Source organism: Actinoplanes sp. HUAS TT8 (assembly GCF_051380535.1).
GTDB lineage: Bacteria > Actinomycetota > Actinomycetes > Mycobacteriales > Micromonosporaceae > Actinoplanes.
The window spans coordinates 10,305,610-10,320,846 of record NZ_CP195646.1 but is presented as its reverse complement, the minus strand read 5'-3'; the positions used below and the strand labels follow the sequence as shown (position 1 = coordinate 10,320,846).

Annotated in this window: 16 protein-coding genes; 2 read left to right on the top strand and 14 right to left on the bottom strand. The window is 69.9% G+C overall.

What is annotated here, in order from left to right; genetic code table 11:
• Positions 1-29 precede the first annotated feature (29 nt).
• From atpD to glyA, 10 genes are all read right to left on the bottom strand, one after another.
• Positions 30-1,472, bottom strand: coding sequence for a F0F1 ATP synthase subunit beta (atpD, locus tag ACSHV8_RS46165; protein ID WP_436526839.1), 1,443 nt, complete (start codon positions 1,470-1,472; stop codon positions 30-32).
• Complete coding sequence (locus ACSHV8_RS46160; protein WP_436526838.1) at positions 1,472-2,404, bottom strand: F0F1 ATP synthase subunit gamma; 933 nt, start codon at positions 2,402-2,404, stop codon at positions 1,472-1,474. Before ACSHV8_RS46160 ends, atpD begins: the two co-directional genes overlap by 1 nt.
• A 2-nt stretch (positions 2,405-2,406) precedes the next feature.
• Entirely contained in the window at positions 2,407-3,972 is a 1,566-nt protein-coding gene (atpA, locus tag ACSHV8_RS46155) for a F0F1 ATP synthase subunit alpha (protein ID WP_436526837.1), read from the bottom strand.
• A gap of 76 nt (positions 3,973-4,048) precedes the next feature.
• On the bottom strand, positions 4,049-4,870 hold the full coding sequence (locus ACSHV8_RS46150) for a F0F1 ATP synthase subunit delta (RefSeq protein WP_436526836.1): 822 nt from the start codon (positions 4,868-4,870) through the stop codon (positions 4,049-4,051).
• Positions 4,870-5,418: a F0F1 ATP synthase subunit B gene (locus ACSHV8_RS46145; protein WP_436537266.1), complete on the bottom strand. Its 549-nt coding sequence runs from the start codon at positions 5,416-5,418 to the stop codon at positions 4,870-4,872. Before ACSHV8_RS46145 ends, ACSHV8_RS46150 begins: the two co-directional genes overlap by 1 nt.
• 34 nt (positions 5,419-5,452) lie before the next feature.
• Complete coding sequence (locus ACSHV8_RS46140) at positions 5,453-5,683, bottom strand: F0F1 ATP synthase subunit C (RefSeq protein ID WP_436526835.1); 231 nt, start codon at positions 5,681-5,683, stop codon at positions 5,453-5,455.
• Between the two features lie 80 nt (positions 5,684-5,763).
• Positions 5,764-6,555, bottom strand: coding sequence for a F0F1 ATP synthase subunit A (gene atpB, locus ACSHV8_RS46135; protein ID WP_436537264.1), 792 nt, complete (start codon positions 6,553-6,555; stop codon positions 5,764-5,766).
• 12 nt (positions 6,556-6,567) lie between these two features.
• Positions 6,568-6,729: an AtpZ/AtpI family protein gene (locus ACSHV8_RS46130; RefSeq protein ID WP_239175333.1), complete on the bottom strand. Its 162-nt coding sequence runs from the start codon at positions 6,727-6,729 to the stop codon at positions 6,568-6,570.
• 282 nt (positions 6,730-7,011) lie between these two features.
• Positions 7,012-7,503, bottom strand: coding sequence for a hypothetical protein (locus ACSHV8_RS46125; RefSeq protein WP_436526834.1), 492 nt, complete (start codon positions 7,501-7,503; stop codon positions 7,012-7,014).
• Between the two features lie 55 nt (positions 7,504-7,558).
• A complete protein-coding gene (gene glyA / locus ACSHV8_RS46120) occupies positions 7,559-8,890 on the bottom strand; it encodes a serine hydroxymethyltransferase (protein ID WP_436526833.1) in 1,332 nt (443 codons plus the stop codon).
• A gap of 73 nt (positions 8,891-8,963) precedes the next feature.
• On the opposite strand from glyA, the gene ACSHV8_RS46115 reads away from it, so the two are divergent.
• Positions 8,964-10,412, top strand: a complete 1,449-nt coding sequence (locus ACSHV8_RS46115) for an SDR family oxidoreductase (RefSeq protein WP_436526832.1) — start codon at positions 8,964-8,966, stop codon at positions 10,410-10,412.
• A gap of 143 nt (positions 10,413-10,555) precedes the next feature.
• Here ACSHV8_RS46115 and ACSHV8_RS46110 read toward each other — a convergent pair whose 3' ends face one another.
• Genes ACSHV8_RS46110 through prmC form a run of 4 tightly spaced genes read right to left on the bottom strand, consistent with a single transcriptional unit; the run spans position 10,556 to position 13,651 of the window.
• Positions 10,556-11,530, bottom strand: a complete 975-nt coding sequence (locus tag ACSHV8_RS46110) for an L-threonylcarbamoyladenylate synthase (RefSeq protein ID WP_436526831.1) — start codon at positions 11,528-11,530, stop codon at positions 10,556-10,558.
• Positions 11,527-12,117, bottom strand: coding sequence for a phosphotyrosine protein phosphatase (locus ACSHV8_RS46105; RefSeq protein WP_436526830.1), 591 nt, complete (start codon positions 12,115-12,117; stop codon positions 11,527-11,529). The genes ACSHV8_RS46110 and ACSHV8_RS46105 overlap by 4 nt, the downstream gene beginning before the upstream one ends.
• 1 nt (position 12,118) lies before the next feature.
• On the bottom strand, positions 12,119-12,763 hold the full coding sequence (locus ACSHV8_RS46100) for an L-threonylcarbamoyladenylate synthase (RefSeq protein WP_436537262.1): 645 nt from the start codon (positions 12,761-12,763) through the stop codon (positions 12,119-12,121).
• Positions 12,764-12,787: 24 nt separating this feature from the next.
• Complete coding sequence (gene prmC, locus ACSHV8_RS46095) at positions 12,788-13,651, bottom strand: peptide chain release factor N(5)-glutamine methyltransferase (RefSeq protein ID WP_436526829.1); 864 nt, start codon at positions 13,649-13,651, stop codon at positions 12,788-12,790.
• A gap of 79 nt (positions 13,652-13,730) precedes the next feature.
• Here prmC and ACSHV8_RS46090 point away from each other — a divergent pair, with 79 nt between their 5' ends.
• Positions 13,731-15,227, top strand: a complete 1,497-nt coding sequence (locus ACSHV8_RS46090) for a diguanylate cyclase domain-containing protein (RefSeq protein ID WP_436526828.1) — start codon at positions 13,731-13,733, stop codon at positions 15,225-15,227.
• The last annotated feature ends 10 nt before the right edge of the window (positions 15,228-15,237 follow it).

Sequence of the window (15,237 nt, the reverse complement as noted above, 5' to 3'; positions counted from 1 at the left end):
TGTTCGTCAGAGATGCGAAAAGGCTGAGGTCAGCCCTTCATCAGCTCGTGCGCGTTCTTCTCGAGGTCCTCGAGGCCACCGCACATGAAGAACGCCTGCTCGGGGTAGTTGTCGTACTCACCCTCGGCGATCTTCTTGAACGCCTCGATGGTCTCCTTCAGCGGGACCGTCGAGCCGGGAACACCGGTGAACTGCTCCGCCGCGTACGTGTTCTGCGACAGGAACCGCTCGATGCGGCGGGCCCGGGCGACCGTGACCTTGTCCTCCTCGGACAGCTCGTCCATACCGAGGATGGCGATGATGTCCTGCAGGTCCTTGTACTTCTGGAGGATCCGCTGGACCTCACGGGCGACCGCGTAGTGCTCGGCGCCGACGAACTCCGGGGCCAGGATCCGCGAGTTCGAGGCCAGCGGGTCCACGGCCGGGTAGATGCCCTTGTCGGAGATCGACCGCTCAAGGTTGGTCGTCGCGTCCAGGTGGGCAAACGTGGTGGCCGGCGCCGGGTCGGTGTAGTCGTCGGCGGGCACGTAGATCGCCTGCAGCGAGGTGATCGCCTTGCCCCGGACCGAGGTGATCCGCTCCTGCAGCTGGCCCATCTCGTCGGCCAGGGTGGGCTGGTAACCCACCGCGGACGGCATACGGCCGAGCAGTGTGGAGACCTCGGAACCGGCCTGGGTGAACCGGAAGATGTTGTCGATGAAGAGCAGCACCTCCTGGTTCTGGACGTCCCGGAAGTACTCCGCCATGGTCAGGGCGGTCAGGGCGACCCGCAGGCGGGTGCCCGGCGGCTCGTCCATCTGGCCGAAGACGAGGGCGGTCTTGTCGAGAACGCCACCCTCCTCCATCTCCAGGATGAGGTCGTTGCCCTCACGGGTGCGCTCGCCGACGCCGGCGAACACCGAGGTGCCACCGAAGTTCCGGGCGACCCGGATGATCATCTCCTGGATCAGAACGGTCTTGCCGACGCCCGCGCCGCCGAACAGGCCGATCTTGCCACCACGCACGTACGGCGCGATCAGGTCGAGCACCTTGATGCCGGTCTCCAGCATCTCGGTCTTCGGCTCGAGGTCCGCGAACGCCGGGGGCTTGCGGTGGATCGACCAGCGCTCCTGGATGTCCAGCGTCGACGGGTCGACGTTGAGCACCTCGCCGAGGGCGTTGAACACGTGGCCCTTGGTCACGTCACCGACGGGCACCGAGATCGGGGCGCCGGTGTTGACGACCTCCTTGCCACGGACCAGACCATCGGTCGGCTGCATCGAGATCGCGCGGAGCAGGTTGTCACCCAGGTGCTGGGCGACCTCCAGCGTCAGCGTCTTGGTGCCCTCGGAGAGGGTGACCTCGACGTGCAGCGCGTTGAAGATCGGGGGCATGGCGTCACGGGGAAACTCGACGTCGACGACCGGGCCGATGACCCGGACGACACGGCCGACAGCGGTCTCCGCCTTGGTGGGCTCAGCAACAGCAGTCATCACACATCACTTCCCGCCGCGGCCAGCGCGTTGGCGCCGCCGACGATCTCACTGATTTCCTGGGTGATCGCAGCCTGCCGCGCGGAGTTCATCTCGCGCGTGTACCGCTTGAGGAGGTCGTCGGCGTTGTCCGACGCACTCTTCATCGCCCGTCGCCGGGAGGCCGACTCGCTCGCCGCCGAGTCCAGCAACGCCGCGTAGATCCGCGTGTTGAGGTACTTCGGCAGGAGCGCGTCGAGCAGCTCGTCGGCGTCCGGCTCGAATTCGTAAGCGGGACGCAGGCCTTCGGTCTGCTCCTCCGCCTGCTCATCGACCTGAACCGGGGCGAGGGGCTTCGCATTCGCGGTCTGCGTCATCAGGGACTTGAACTCGGTGCTCACGATGTGCAGCTCGTCCACGCCCGCGATGCCCTCGGGACCGAACGTCCCCTCGGTCGCCGAACCGGCCGCGAACGCCTCGATCAGACCGTCACCGATCTTCTTGGCGTCGGCGAAGGTCGGACGCTCCGAGAAGCCGGTCCAGCTGGCCGCGATCTCCCGGTTACGGAACCGGTAGTAGCCGGTGCCCTTGCGGCCCACCACGTACACCGCCACCTCTTTACCCTCCGAGCGGAGCCGAGTGATCAGCTGCTCGGCGGTGCGGAGGGCGTTGGCGTTGTAGGCGCCGGCCAGGCCCCGGTCACTGGTGATCAGCAGGACACCCGCCCGCTGGACGCGCTCACGCGCGACCAGCAGCGGGTTGTCGACCGAAGCGTTCGAGGCCAGCGCGCCCAGCACCTTGGTGATCGCCACCGAGTACGGCCGGGAGGCGTTGACCCGCTCCTGCGCCTTGGCGATGCGGCTGGTGGCGACCAGCTCCTGCGCCTTGGCGATCTTCTTGGTCGACTTGACGGTGCGGATGCGCCGCCGCAGCGCCTGTACCTGACCGGCCATGACTAGCTACCGCTTTCGCCGGTCGCGCTGCTCTGGAAGACCTTCTTGAACTCGACCACGCCGGTCTTCAGGCTCTCGACGTTGTCGTCGCTGAGCAGGTTGGTCGACTCGATCGCGGTCCAGACGTCACTGTCGTGCTGCTTGAACCACTGCAGGAATTCCTGCTCGAAGCGACGCACGTCGGCGACCGGGATGTCGTCGAGCTGACCGGTGGTGCCGGCCCAGATCGAGATGACCTGCTCGACAGTCGCGTACGGCGAGTACTGCGGCTGCTTGAGCAGCTCGACCAGGCGGATGCCCTTCTCCAGCTGGGCGCGCGACGCCCGGTCCAGGTCGGAGGCGAAGGCCGAGAAGGCCTCCAGCTCACGGAACTGGGCCAGGTCGAGACGCAGACGGCCGGAGACCGAGCGCATGGCCCGGACCTGCGCCGAACCGCCGACCCGGGACACCGAGGTGCCGACGTTGATCGCCGGGCGGACACCCGAGGCGAACAGGTCGGACTCCAGGAAGATCTGGCCGTCGGTGATCGAGATGACGTTGGTCGGGATGTAGGCCGAGATGTCGTTGGCCTTGGTCTCGATGATCGGCAGACCCGTCATCGAACCGCCGCCCATCTCGTTGGAGAGCTTGGCGCAGCGCTCCAGCAGACGGGAGTGCAAGTAGAAGACGTCGCCCGGGTAGGCCTCGCGACCCGGCGGGCGGCGCAGCAGCAGCGACACCGAACGGTACGCCTCGGCCTGCTTGGTCAGGTCGTCGAAGACGATCAGGACGTGCTTGCCGTTGTACATCCAGTGCTGACCGATCGAGGAACCGGTGTACGGCGCGATGTACTTGAAGCCGGCCGGGTCGGACGCCGGGGCCGCGACGATCGTCGTGTACTCCAGCGCGCCCTGGGCCTCGAGGACGCCCCGGATGCTGGCGATCGTCGACGCCTTCTGGCCGATGGCGACGTAGATGCAGCGAACCTGCTTCTCCGGGTCGCCGGACTCCCAGTTGGCCTTCTGGTTGATGATCGTGTCGAGCGCGACCGTGGTCTTGCCGGTCTTACGGTCACCGATGATCAGCTGGCGCTGGCCGCGGCCGATCGGCGTCATGGCGTCGATCGCCTTGATGCCGGTCTGCAGCGGCTGCTTCACCGGCTGGCGGGCCATGACGTTCGGCGCCTGCAGCTCGAGCTCGCGGAAGCCTTCGTTCGCGATCTCGCCACGGTCGTCGATCGGGTTGCCCAGGGCGTCCACGACGCGGCCCAGGAAGGCGTCGCCGACCGGCACCGAGAGGACGCGACCGGTGCGCTTGACCGGCTGGCCCTCCTCGATGGCGGCGAAGTCACCCAGGATCACGGCGCCGATCTCACGGACGTCCAGGTTCAGCGCGACGCCCAGCGTGCCGTCGGCGAATTCCAGCAGTTCGTTCGCCATCGTCGAGGGCAGGCCCTCGACGTGCGCGATACCGTCGCCCGCATCGGAGACGATGCCGACCTCCTCGCGGGAGACCTCGGGCGAATAGGACGAGACGTAGCGCTCTAGCGCCCCCCGGATCTCGTCCGAGGAGATGGTCAGCTCGGCCATCCTCTGCCTTCTCTGTCTAGCTCGGGACGTCGCCGCCACCGAGGGGCTTCTCGATCAGGAGATCGAGGGGAAAGGACTATTTAGCGAACGCCTGCTTGGCGGCGTTCAACCGGCGCAGGATCGTGCCGTCGTAAAGATCCGAGCCGACGCGGACGCTGACACCGCCGATGATCGCGGGGTTCACGTCCACCTTCAGCGAGACCTCGCGGCCGTAGATCGCGGCCAGCTTGGCTGCCAGCGCGGTCTCCTCGGCGTCGCCGAGCGGCTTCGCCACCGTCACATACGCCACCTCGCGGTCGCGCTGCGCGGCGGTCAACTCGACCAGGCGGATCAGCGAGGCCTCGAAACCGCGGCCGCCGAAACCCTCCAGCGCGACCCGGACCAGCCGGACCGTCACTGCCTGGGCCTTGCCGTCGAGAAGATCCCCGACCAGCTTAGCCCGGGGTGCGACCGGGGCACCGATGTCACTGAGCGTGGCCGCGAGCTGCGGCGTGCCGGAGACGATCTGCGAGAACCGGAAGAGCTCGTCCTCGATCTCGGCCAGCGCGCCGTCCTTCTGCGCCGAGGCGAGCAGGGTGTCGACACCCAGCCGCTCGGTCGCGTCCAGCAGGTCACTGGGCCTGGAGAACCGGCCGGCCACCAGCGCGGCCAGCGCGTCGACGGTCACCTCGGCGACCTTGGCGGCCAGCAGCGAGCGGAACAGATCGGAACGGTCGTCGCCCGGCCGGGACGGATCGGTCAGCGCCCGGCGCAGCCGGGGCTGGCCGCGCAGCAGGCCGGCCACCGACAGAAGCTCGTCGGCGACCGAGGCCAGCTGCGCGCCCGTCGACGTGGCGGTGTCGGCGTGAAGCCGCTCCGCCGCGTCGGCGTAGGCCTGGTTGGTGACGCCGGACGCCATCAGCGCCCGCCCGCCGTGCCGGCGGTGTCGAGGTCCGCGATGAAGCGCTCGACGGTGCCGCGGGTGCGGGCCTCGTCGGCCAGCGCCTCACCGACGATCTTGCCGGCCAGGTCGACCGCGAGCGTCCCGACCTCGGCCCGGAGCTCCCGGACGATCGACTCACGCTGGGCCGCGAGCTGCTCGTTGCCGGCCGCGATGATGCGGTCCGACTCCTCGCGAGCCTTGGCCAGCACGTCCTGCCGGATGCCCTCGGCGTCGGCCCGGGCCTCGTCGCGGATGCGAGCGGCCTCGGTCCGGGCCTCGGCGAGCTGCGCACGGTACTGCTCGAGCAGCTCGTTCGCCTCTGCCTGGGCCGCCTCGGCGCGCTTGATACCGCCCTCGATCGCGTCCACACGGGCGCGGAACGTCTTCTCCATCTGCGGGAAGACGAACTTCATCAGGACGAAGCAGAGCACCGCGAAGGCGACCGTACCGACCACGATCTCTTCCCACGCGGGGATGATCGGGTTGTGCGGGGTCGTCTTGGCTGCCTCGGCCAGAACAACGATGTTGATCACGGGAACCTCCTGTCGAGGTTGAAGATCAGACCTGGCCGGCCCAGACGAAACCGAACGCGATACCCAGCAGCGCGAGCGCCTCGACGACGGCGAAGCCGATCCAGACGTACGGCAGGGTCAGGCGGGACGACTCCGGCTGACGAGCGGTGGACTGGATGTAAGCAGAGAAGACCAGACCAACACCGATGCCGGGGCCGATCGCGGCGAGGCCGTAACCGATGGCGGCGGTGCTACCAACAACTTCGGCGAGTGGCATTTCTCAGTTCCTCCTGGTATCTCGCGTGACTGCCACGCGGGACGACAAACGGGGTGTGACTCGAAACAGGTGGAGCAAAATCAGTGCTCGTCGGCGAGCGCGCCCTGGACGTAGCTCGCCGTCAGCACCGTGAAGACGTAGGCCTGGAGACAGATGACCAGGAACTCGAGGAAGGTCAGGGCAATGCTCAGCGCCCAGGACAGCAGCGACACCGGGGCGAGCAGCGGCGTCGCGCTGATCATCGCGAATCCACCCAGCGTGAACACCAGCAGCAGAATGTGGCCGGCGAACATGTTGGCGAAGAGACGGACGGCCAGCGAGAACGGCCGGACCAGGAAGTTCGAGAAGAACTCGATCGGGATCAGCAGCGGCAGGATGAAGGCCGGCGCCGGCGGGATCAGAGCAGTCTTGAAGTACTTGAAGAAGCCGTGCTTACGGATGCCGACGTAGATGAACATCACGTAACTGATGACGGCGAGAACCGCCGGGAAGGCGATGTGCGAGTTCGGCGAGAGCTGCACGAACGGCACGATGCCCCAGAAGTTGTTCAGGATGACGAACATGAACAACGTCGTCAGGTACGGCGCGAAGGCCACACCCTTCGGGCCGATCATCTCGACCGCGATGTTGTTCCGCACGAAGCCGTAGATGCTCTCGGCGATCCACTGACGCTTGGTCGGGACGAGCTCGGGCTTCCGGTACGCGACCAGGAAGAAGATGATAATCGCCGCGACCGCTACCCACACCAGGAACGTGATCTTGGTGAACCAGTAATTGTCGTGGGCGCCCCACGGCAGGATGCTGGGCAGGTAGAAGTCCTCGACGCTGGGCGGGAATTCCGCCGCGAGGACCACCGACTGAGCGATCACCAGGGCCCTTTCCTGTCAGGCGCCGAGACGGCGCACGATGAGGTACACACCTAGGCCGATACCGAGCACCGAGCCGATGCCGGTGAAGATGCCCGGGGTTCCGACGTAGTGGTCGACCAGCCAACCGATCCCGCCCCACACCAACATGCCCGCGATGAGGTAGGTGACCGCCGTCATGCCCGCACCTGTGTCGGGCGGGGGAGGGCCTTCGTCACCGCGGTTGTCGTGGGGGGGTTCTTGGCCGGTCATGACGGCCCGAACGATATCAGCCGGAAATACAAGGATGAGCGGGACCCCCCGCACAACCGCAGTTGTCCAGGCGTCAGGGGTCTCGCAACTGGAAGCACACGGTACTCCTGTCCCGCCAAAACGGAACAAGGCACGAGCGGACACATCACCGGATCGTGGCAGTTGAGCAGTCAAACCTCCGCTGAGCAGGGGAGATGCCGGTGCTTCAGATCACTTCCGGAGTGTCCGGCGCGTCACCCACCAGGCCTGCACACCGGTCCACACCACGACCCCGGCGACAACACCGAGGCCGAGCGCCTTCTTACCCGACCAATCGGACGAGACGCCAACCGCCAGGATAATCCCGAGCAAAGAATATTTGACGACATACGTCAACATTCCCAACGGCATCACCAGGGCCGGGCGCACCGTGTCAGCCCAGGCCACGACCAGCGTGGTGAGGGTGTGACTGACCAGCACGATCAGGACGCCGGCGGCCGCCGCGAGGGCGGCGGTCGGGCCGCTGAGCAGGAAACCGGCCGACGCGGCGCAGAGCAGCAGCGCCGTCGAGACCGCGGTCATGAAGCCGAGGTGCTCGACCTTCCAGCGCGGGTCCTTCGGCAAAGGCGGCAGATCGGGCAGCGGAGGATCAAAATCCTTCTCCGGTACGCCGGGGATCTCCCCGAACGCGCCGGGAGTCGCCTCCTGCGGGGCACCAGTCACGCCGGGCTTCATCGGGCAAGCCCTCCTGGCCCTTGCTTCGCCGCGGTGCAGTCGCTCATGCCATGACCTCCTGGTCAACGTAGAACGGGAAGCGCCGCACCAGGCCGGTCACCTCCTCGCCGACAGCGGCCAGCCGGGACACCCCGTCGGCCGTCTCCGGATCGCACCGCACCGCCACGCCGATCAGCTCCGCGACCCGGCGCATCTCGGTCTCCCGCAGTCCCTGCGAGGTGACACTCGGCGCGCCGACCCGGATCCCGGACGCCACGGCAGGTCTCTCCGGGTCGTACGGAATAGCGTTCTTGTTGAGGGCGATCCCGGCGGCGGCACAGCGTGCCTCCGCCTCCCGGCCGCTGACGCCCAGCTCGCGCAGATCGAGCACGGCGAGATGGGTGTCGGTGCCACCGGTCACCGGGCGCATCCCCTCGGCGGTCAGCCAGGAGGCGAGCGCCTGTGCGTTGCGCACGGTCTGCGAAGCGTACCCCTGGAAGGCGGCCGTCCCCGCCTCGCGGAGGGCCACCGCCTTGGCTGCGACCGCGTGCATCATCGGACCGCCCTGGGCGAACGGGAAGACCGCCTTGTCCACGCGCCGGGCCAGGTCCGTACGGCAAAGGATCATGCCGCCGCGAGGGCCGCGCAACGCCTTGTGGGTGGTGCAGGTGACCACGTCGGCCCAGGGCACCGGCGACGGGATGGCCCGTCCCGCGACCAGCCCGATGAAGTGCGCGGCATCGACCATCAGGTAGGCGCCCACCTCGTCGGCGATCTCCCGGAACCGGGCGAAGTCGATCCGGCGGGGGTACGAGGTCGCCCCGCAGATAATCAGTTTCGGACGGTGCGCGAGCGCGAGATCCCGTACCTCGTCGTAGTCGATCAATTCCGAGACCGGATCCACCCGGTACGAGATCGGGTGGAACCACTTCCCCGAGAAGTTGGCCCGGCTCCCGTGCGTCAGGTGCCCGCCGTGCGGCAGGCCCATGGCCAGCACCGCGTCGCCGGGCTCGGCCAGAGCCGCGTAGGCGGCCAGGTTGGCCGACGCCCCGGAGTGCGGCTGCACGTTCGCGTGCTCGGCCCCGAACAGCGCCTTGGCCCGCTCGACGGCCAGCGTCTCGGCCCGGTCGGCCTGGGCGCAGCCGCCGTAGTAGCGGTTGCCCGGGTAACCCTCGGCATACTTGTTGGCGAGGGTCGACCCGAGTGCGGCCAGCACGGCCGGCGAGGTGAAGCTCTCCCCGGCGATCAGATTGAGCGTGTCCCGCTGCCGGTCCAGCTCGTCGAGGAGCACGTCGGCGATCTCCGGGTCGTCGCGCTCAAGCGCGGCGAAGTCCGGTCCCCAGAAGGTGCTCACCTGGGCCTCCCCGAGCTCGGTGAACGCGGCCTGATCGAGCATATGGCTGAATCACCTCCAATCGGGGCACAGTCTCTACTTAACGGTTTATCGGGTTTTCTTCGAAGGGCTCGGCATGCGCTGTCTTGTCACGGGAGCTACCGGATACATCGGGGGACGACTGGCCCCCAGACTGGTCGAATCCGGTCACCAGGTGCGTTGCCTGTCGCGCAGCGCGGCCCGCCTGCGCGACGTCCCCTGGGCCGGCCAGGTCGAGATCGTCGAAGCCGACCTGGCCGACCCGGCCACCCTGCCCGCCGCCTTCGCCGACGTCGAGGTCGCCTACTTCCTGATGCACTCGCTCGGGCAGCCCGACTTCGAGCGCCGCGACCGGGAAGCCGCCGCCAACTTCGCCGCGGCGGCGCGGGCAGCCGGCGTACATCGCATCATCTACCTGGGCGGACCCGAACCCCCGCCCGGCGACCGGCCCTCCCCGCACCTGCGCTCCCGCGCCGAGGTCGCCCGGATCCTGCTGGCCAGTGGCGTGCCGACCGCAGTGCTGCGCGCCCCGGTGATCATCGGTTCCGGCTCGGCGTCGTTCGAGATGCTCCGCTACCTCACTGAACGGCTGCCGGCCATGGTGTGCCCGCGCTGGGTCGACAACCGGATCCAACCGATCGCCGTCCGCGACGTGCTCCACTACCTGATCGGCGCGGCCGGACTGCCCCCGGAGATCCACCGCGGCTTCGACATCGGCGGCGCCGACGTGCTCACCTACGCCGAGATGATGCGCCGCTACGCCCGGGTCGCCGGACTCCCCCGCCGCATCATCGTGCCGACCCGGGTGCTCAGCCCGTGGCTCTCCGCGCACTGGGTCGGCCTGGTCACCCCGGTGCCCAACGCCATCGCCCGCCCGCTCGTCGCCAGCCTCGTCCACGAAGCCGTGGCCCGCGAGAACGACCTGGCCGGCCTCCTGCCCGGCGTCGAACCGCTCGGCTTCGACGAATCGGTGCGCCTGGCCCTCGGCCGCATCCGCGACGCCAACGTGGAAACCCGCTGGTCCAGCGCATCCGGCCGGGACGCCGCGGCCGAGCCCCTGCCCAGCGACCCGGCCTGGTCCGGCGGCAGCGTCTACACCGACGAACGCAAACGGCCGGTGCACGCCCCGGCCGACCGGCTGTGGCGGGTCATCGAAGGCGTCGGCGGCGACAACGGGTGGTACTCGTTCCCGCTCGCGTGGTCGGTCCGCGGCTGGCTCGACCGCCTGGTCGGCGGCGTCGGGCTGCGCCGAGGACGACGCGACAAACATCGGCTGCGGGTCGGCGAGGCCCTGGACTGGTGGCGCGTCGAAGAAATCGTGCCCGGGTCACTGCTGCGGCTGCGGGCCGAGATGCGGGTGCCCGGGCGGGCGTGGCTGGAGATGTGTGCGGAACCGGACGGTGATGGGGGTTCGGTTTATCGGCAGCGGGCCGTGTTCCTGCCTCGGGGGCTGGCCGGGCACCTGTACTGGGCGTCCGTCTGGCCCTTCCACGGGATCGTGTTCAGCGGCATGGCCCGCAACATCGCCCGTGGTGCCGAGGAGTAGGACCCCCACCGCGGAATACAACCCACCGCGGAATAGAACCCACCGCACCACTGGGGGGCCACCTCCACGAGGCGAAGTTTAGTTCGGGATCGCAAGATCGTTCGGGGGGCTGTGGACAGAGCCGTAGTGTGGATAACTCCGGCTCACGCCGCGGCGCGTGATAGGCGGTCGCGGACCGCCAGCCAGTCCTCCGCCCGCGGCGGTTCCTGGATCAGGATGCTGGCGGCGCCCGCGTCGTCGAGGCGGTGCAGGGCCGCGTACAGATCGGCCGCATACTCACGGGGGTCGGCGGAAAGAACTTCGACCATTTCGCCGTACGGCGGGGGCGGTGCTCCCTCGTACGTCAGAATCGCCGAAGGCGCCGGCAGGCCGGACCGATCGGCCTCGCGCAAGTCCCGCATGAGCAGGGTTTTCGCCCGCGGCGCATAGTGTCGCCGGCTCATGCCGGGTGACGACCGGGCCGTGCCGTCGCTGGTCTCGATCTCGCGCAGCGCGATCGACCCGGTCACGTCGCGCAGGGTGCGCAGCGGCAGCGCGCCGGGGCGCAGCAGGGTGGGCACCGGTGTGGTCAGGTCGAGGACGGTGGATTCGATGCCCCACGAGCAGGGGCCGCCGTCGAGGACCAGGGGCACGTCGGGCAGGCTGCGCACGACGTGTTCGGCGGTGGTCGGCGAGATCGACTCGGAGCGGTTGGCGCTGGGCGCGGCGAGCGGGAGTCCGGACGCTTCGAGCAGGGCCAACGCCACGTCGTGGGCGGGGATGCGGATCGCGATGGTGTCGTTGTCGGCGCCGACCCCGGCCAGGTGCGCGGCCCGGCGCACGACGAGGGTGAGCGGGCCCGGCCAGAACGCCGCGGCCAGCCGGTCGGCGACTTCGGGCCATGCGGCGGCCAGGTCCCGGGCGGCGGCGACCGTGGCGACGTGCACGATCAGCGGGTTCCAGGACGGGCGGTTCTTCAGGCGGTAGATCTCGGCGACGGCCTGTTCGGCGAACGCGTTGGCGCCCAGCCCGTACACGGTTTCGGTGGGGAAGGCGACGACCGAGTCGGCGCGCAGGATCTCGACGGCCCGGCGCAGCCCTTCGGCGTCCGGCTGGGCGATCGTGGAGAAAGAGGTCACGGAAGCAACAACGTGGCGAACGGGACCGTGGTGTCCTCGATCTCGTCGCCGACCCGCTGGAACGTCTGGTCGCCGCGGCCCCACGGGTCGTCCAGGTCATCGGTGAGCAGGGGTGTCTCGCTGCCGCGGAGCCGGTGCACGGCCTCGACGATGGCCGCGCCGCGCTGGCGCACCGCGTCCGGCTTGGCCTCGGCCGGCGGCAGGGCGCCCTTGTCGATGCCGTTGAGCAGCCGGCCGAACTCACCGAGGACGAACGTGTGGTCGGCCGCCTCCGGGCGCAGGGCGACCACGTAGTCGTACTGATCCGCGGTGGCGGTCAGGATCAGGTCGGCCTCGTCGATGAAGTCGCCGCGCAGCTTGCGGGCCGCGAAGCCGTCGGCCGAGCCGCGCCGGGCCCGGACCTGGCGGGCGGCCGGCGGGTTCATCTCCTCGCCCTCGTGCCAGCCGCCGGTGCCGGCGCTGACGCTGCGCAGGAGCTGCTCGTCGCTGCCGGCGCGGTCCCGGACGGCCCGGTCGAGCAGGCGCTCGGCCATCGGGGAGCGGCAGATGTTGCCCATACAGACGTGCAGGACGGTGAACGGCGCCACCTCAGGCCTCGCCCTCGATGATCTCGGGAACCACGTCGCGCAGCTTCTCCACCGGGATCGAGCCGACCCGCAGCACCCGCGGCACGTCGCCGGTCACGTCGACCACCGTGCTCGGCCAGGGGTCGACCGCCGGGCCGGCCTCCAGGTAGACGCGCACCGAATACTCCAGCTGGTCGCGGGCTTCCTCGGCGGTCAGCGGGGAGGGCGAGCCGACCTTGTTGGCCGTGGTCACGGCCATCGGGCCGACCTCGCGCAGCACTTCGAGGGCGACCGGGTGCAACGGCATCCGCACCGCGATCACGCCGCCGGTCTCGCCCAGATCCCACTGCAGGCTCGGCGAGTGCTCCACGATGATGGTCAGCGCGCCCGGCCAGAACGCGTCGGCCAGGTCCCGCGCGGCCCGGGGCAGGGAGTAGACCAGCCCGTCGAGCGTGTGGCGGGAGCCGACCAGCACCGGGGGCGGCACTCGGCGGTCCGACCCGCGGGCGTGGTGCAACTGGGTGATCGCGTGCGCGGTGAACGCGTCGGCGCCGACCCCGTACACCGTGTCGGTGGGCATGACAACGAGCTCACCGCTCTTGGCCGCCTCGACGGCCGCGGCAATACCGCGATCACGATCGGCGATGGCAGCGCAGTCGTAGAGCATCACGACGTGCAGTCTGCCATGCCGTTACGCGCGACGGGCGGTCGCGTATCGCGGGCGGCCGGTGAGATCGTCGTGGGCCGTCACCTCGGTGAACCGGCCGTCCTCGCGGAGCAACGCGGGGACGGCCGTCCCGTGCACGTCGTCGTGTTCGATGCCGACCCATCCACCCGATGCGAGAAGTACGGCGGCAAGCGCGACCACCGGCCGGATCACGCTCAGCCCGTCGGCCCCGCCGAACACCGCCTCGGCCGGGTCGTGATCGGACACCTCGGGCGGCACCGGAGTCCCCTCGGGCACGTAGGGCGGGTTGCAGAGCAGCACATCCACCCGACCCTGCAGATCGGACAGCAGGTCAGGATCGGTCACGTCGCCCTCGACGACCTCGATCTGCGAATAGCCCGAGGCGTTGCGCCGCAGCCACGGCAGCGCCTCCGGTGAGCGCTCGACGGCGATCACCCGGCCGGCCTTCGACTCGTCGGCCAGCGACACCGCGATCGCCCCGCTGCCGCTGCACAGGTCGACCACCGTCGCGCCCGGCCCGGTCCGCTCGATCCCCCAGCCGGCCAGCAACTCGGTCTCCGGGCGCGGGACGAACACGCCGTCGCCGACCGCGAGGTCCACATGGCGGAACGCGGCCGTACCGATCAGATATTGCAACGGAATCCGGCCGGCCCGCTTCGCGACGATTTCCCGCAGCCGCGCGGCCTCGTCCTCCAGGATCGCGTCGATCAATATGAGCCGCCCGCGCGGCACATCCAGCACGTGGGCGGCGAGCAGTTCGGCGTCGACGCGCGGGGAGGACACACCGGACGCCGAGAGTTCGGCCGTCGCCGATGCCAACTCGGGTGCCAGCCGGGTCCGGCGGGGGTGTTCATCAGACGGCGTCACGGCATAATCATGAGACGTCGCGCACGCTGAGGATCGGCCGGGTCGCCCAGCGCCGCGCCGAGGCCGTGGGAGGCGCCTGGTGGGTTGGTTGGACCAGCTCGCGGAACATGTCGATGACCTGCGCCGGGCCGGTGAGCTCCAGCAGAACGGCCGCTCCGCGCAGGCCCTGCCGATCCTGGACGCCGTGCTGGACACCAGCGCCGATCCCACCACCCGGGCCTACGCGCTGATACAGCGCTTCGGCGCTCTGATCAACCTCGGCCGGGTCGCCGAGCTGGCCACCGCGATGGCCGTCGCCGCCGAGGCCGTCCGCGAGGTGCCCGACCCCTACCTGCGCGGGCAGATGCACGCCTTCGCCGCCCTCGGCGCCCACCTGCAGAGCAATCTGGACCGGGGTGTCACCCACCTGGTCCAGGCGTCCCGGGCGCTGGCCGCGGTGCCCGAGCGTGACATGGAGACCGCCTGGGGCTGGCACGACCTGGCCATGGCCTACTCCTACCTGGGTTTCCACGGCCAGGCGCTGACCGCGATCGAGCAGGCCCGGGAGGTCGGCGCGAGCGCCGGCCTGAGCCCGGAGGTGTTCGCCGCCCCCGGCATCCGGCTGCGCAACGCGGTCTCCCTGGACCACTGGGGCGACACCGACGGCTGCCTGCGGGTGCTGCGCGACATCGACGCCGAGCGCTCCCGGTACGTGGCGACCGACCAGCTGCGCCCGGGCAGCCGCGCGGTGTACGGCTACGCGCTGGCCCGCCGGGCCGCCCTGGGCGAGCCGACCGAGGACGGCGCGGCCAAGTGGCTGACCGGCGGCGGGGACAGCGCCCGCACCCGGGACCTGCGGCATCTCGGCTCGGTGTGCCTGACCATCGCGGCCGGCAAACCCGAACGGGCGCTGACCATGCTGGAGGCGATCCCGGTCTCGGCCGAGGTGCTCGGCGCCCCGGAACCGGCCCGGTTACGCAGCATCTGCCACGCCAGCGCCGGTGATCACGCCGCCGCGCACGCCGCCGACCGGTACGCGTTCCGCCTCGCCGCCCAGCGCATAGACCAGCTCCGCGACGGCTACCTGGACGGTGTCGCCGCCCGTCTGGACGCCCAGGAGACCCAGCGCGACCCGCACCGCTACGGCGACGAGACGCTCACCGACCCGCTCACCGGGCTGCCCAACCGCCGCCAGCTGGAGCACTACGTGGACGCGCTGCTGGCCCGGGGCGAGCGGGCCGCGGTCGGGGTCTGCGACATCGTCGGCTTCACCACGGTCAACATGCGCCACGGCCGGCACTGCGGCGACCTGGTCCTGCAGCGGATCGCCGGCGTGCTGGCCCGGGTGATGCGCCGCGGCGACTTCGTGGCCCGGTTCGCCGGCGACGAGTTCGTCCTGGTCCTGCCGGGCGCCGGCCCGCACCACGCGGCCGAGGTGTCCCGCCGGATCAGCTCGGCCGCCTCCTCGGAGAACTGGCAGGTCCTGGTCCCGGGCACGCCGATCGGGCTGGCCGCCGGCTGGTCCGAGGTGGGCACCAACGGCCGGGGGCTCAGCGCCGCCCTGGCCTCGGCGGCGGCGAGCCGGAAACCGACGTAGGGTCGGCCTG

Bases quoted from the DNA above. Each gene is read 5' to 3' on its own strand.
- atpD (WP_436526839.1), bottom strand. From the start codon at position 1,472: ATGACTGCTGTTGCTGAGCCCACCAAGGCGGAGACCGCTGTCGGCCGT.
- ACSHV8_RS46160 (WP_436526838.1), bottom strand. From the start codon at position 2,404: ATGGCCGGTCAGGTACAGGCGCTGCGGCGGCGCATCCGCACCGTCAAG.
- atpA (WP_436526837.1), bottom strand. From the start codon at position 3,972: ATGGCCGAGCTGACCATCTCCTCGGACGAGATCCGGGGGGCGCTAGAG.
- ACSHV8_RS46150 (WP_436526836.1), bottom strand. From the start codon at position 4,870: ATGGCGTCCGGCGTCACCAACCAGGCCTACGCCGACGCGGCGGAGCGG.
- ACSHV8_RS46140 (WP_436526835.1), bottom strand. From the start codon at position 5,683: ATGCCACTCGCCGAAGTTGTTGGTAGCACCGCCGCCATCGGTTACGGC.
- ACSHV8_RS46130 (WP_239175333.1), bottom strand. From the start codon at position 6,729: ATGACGGCGGTCACCTACCTCATCGCGGGCATGTTGGTGTGGGGCGGG.
- glyA (WP_436526833.1), bottom strand. From the start codon at position 8,890: ATGCTCGATCAGGCCGCGTTCACCGAGCTCGGGGAGGCCCAGGTGAGC.
- ACSHV8_RS46115 (WP_436526832.1), top strand. From the start codon at position 8,964: ATGCGCTGTCTTGTCACGGGAGCTACCGGATACATCGGGGGACGACTG.
- ACSHV8_RS46100 (WP_436537262.1), bottom strand. From the start codon at position 12,763: ATGCTCTACGACTGCGCTGCCATCGCCGATCGTGATCGCGGTATTGCC.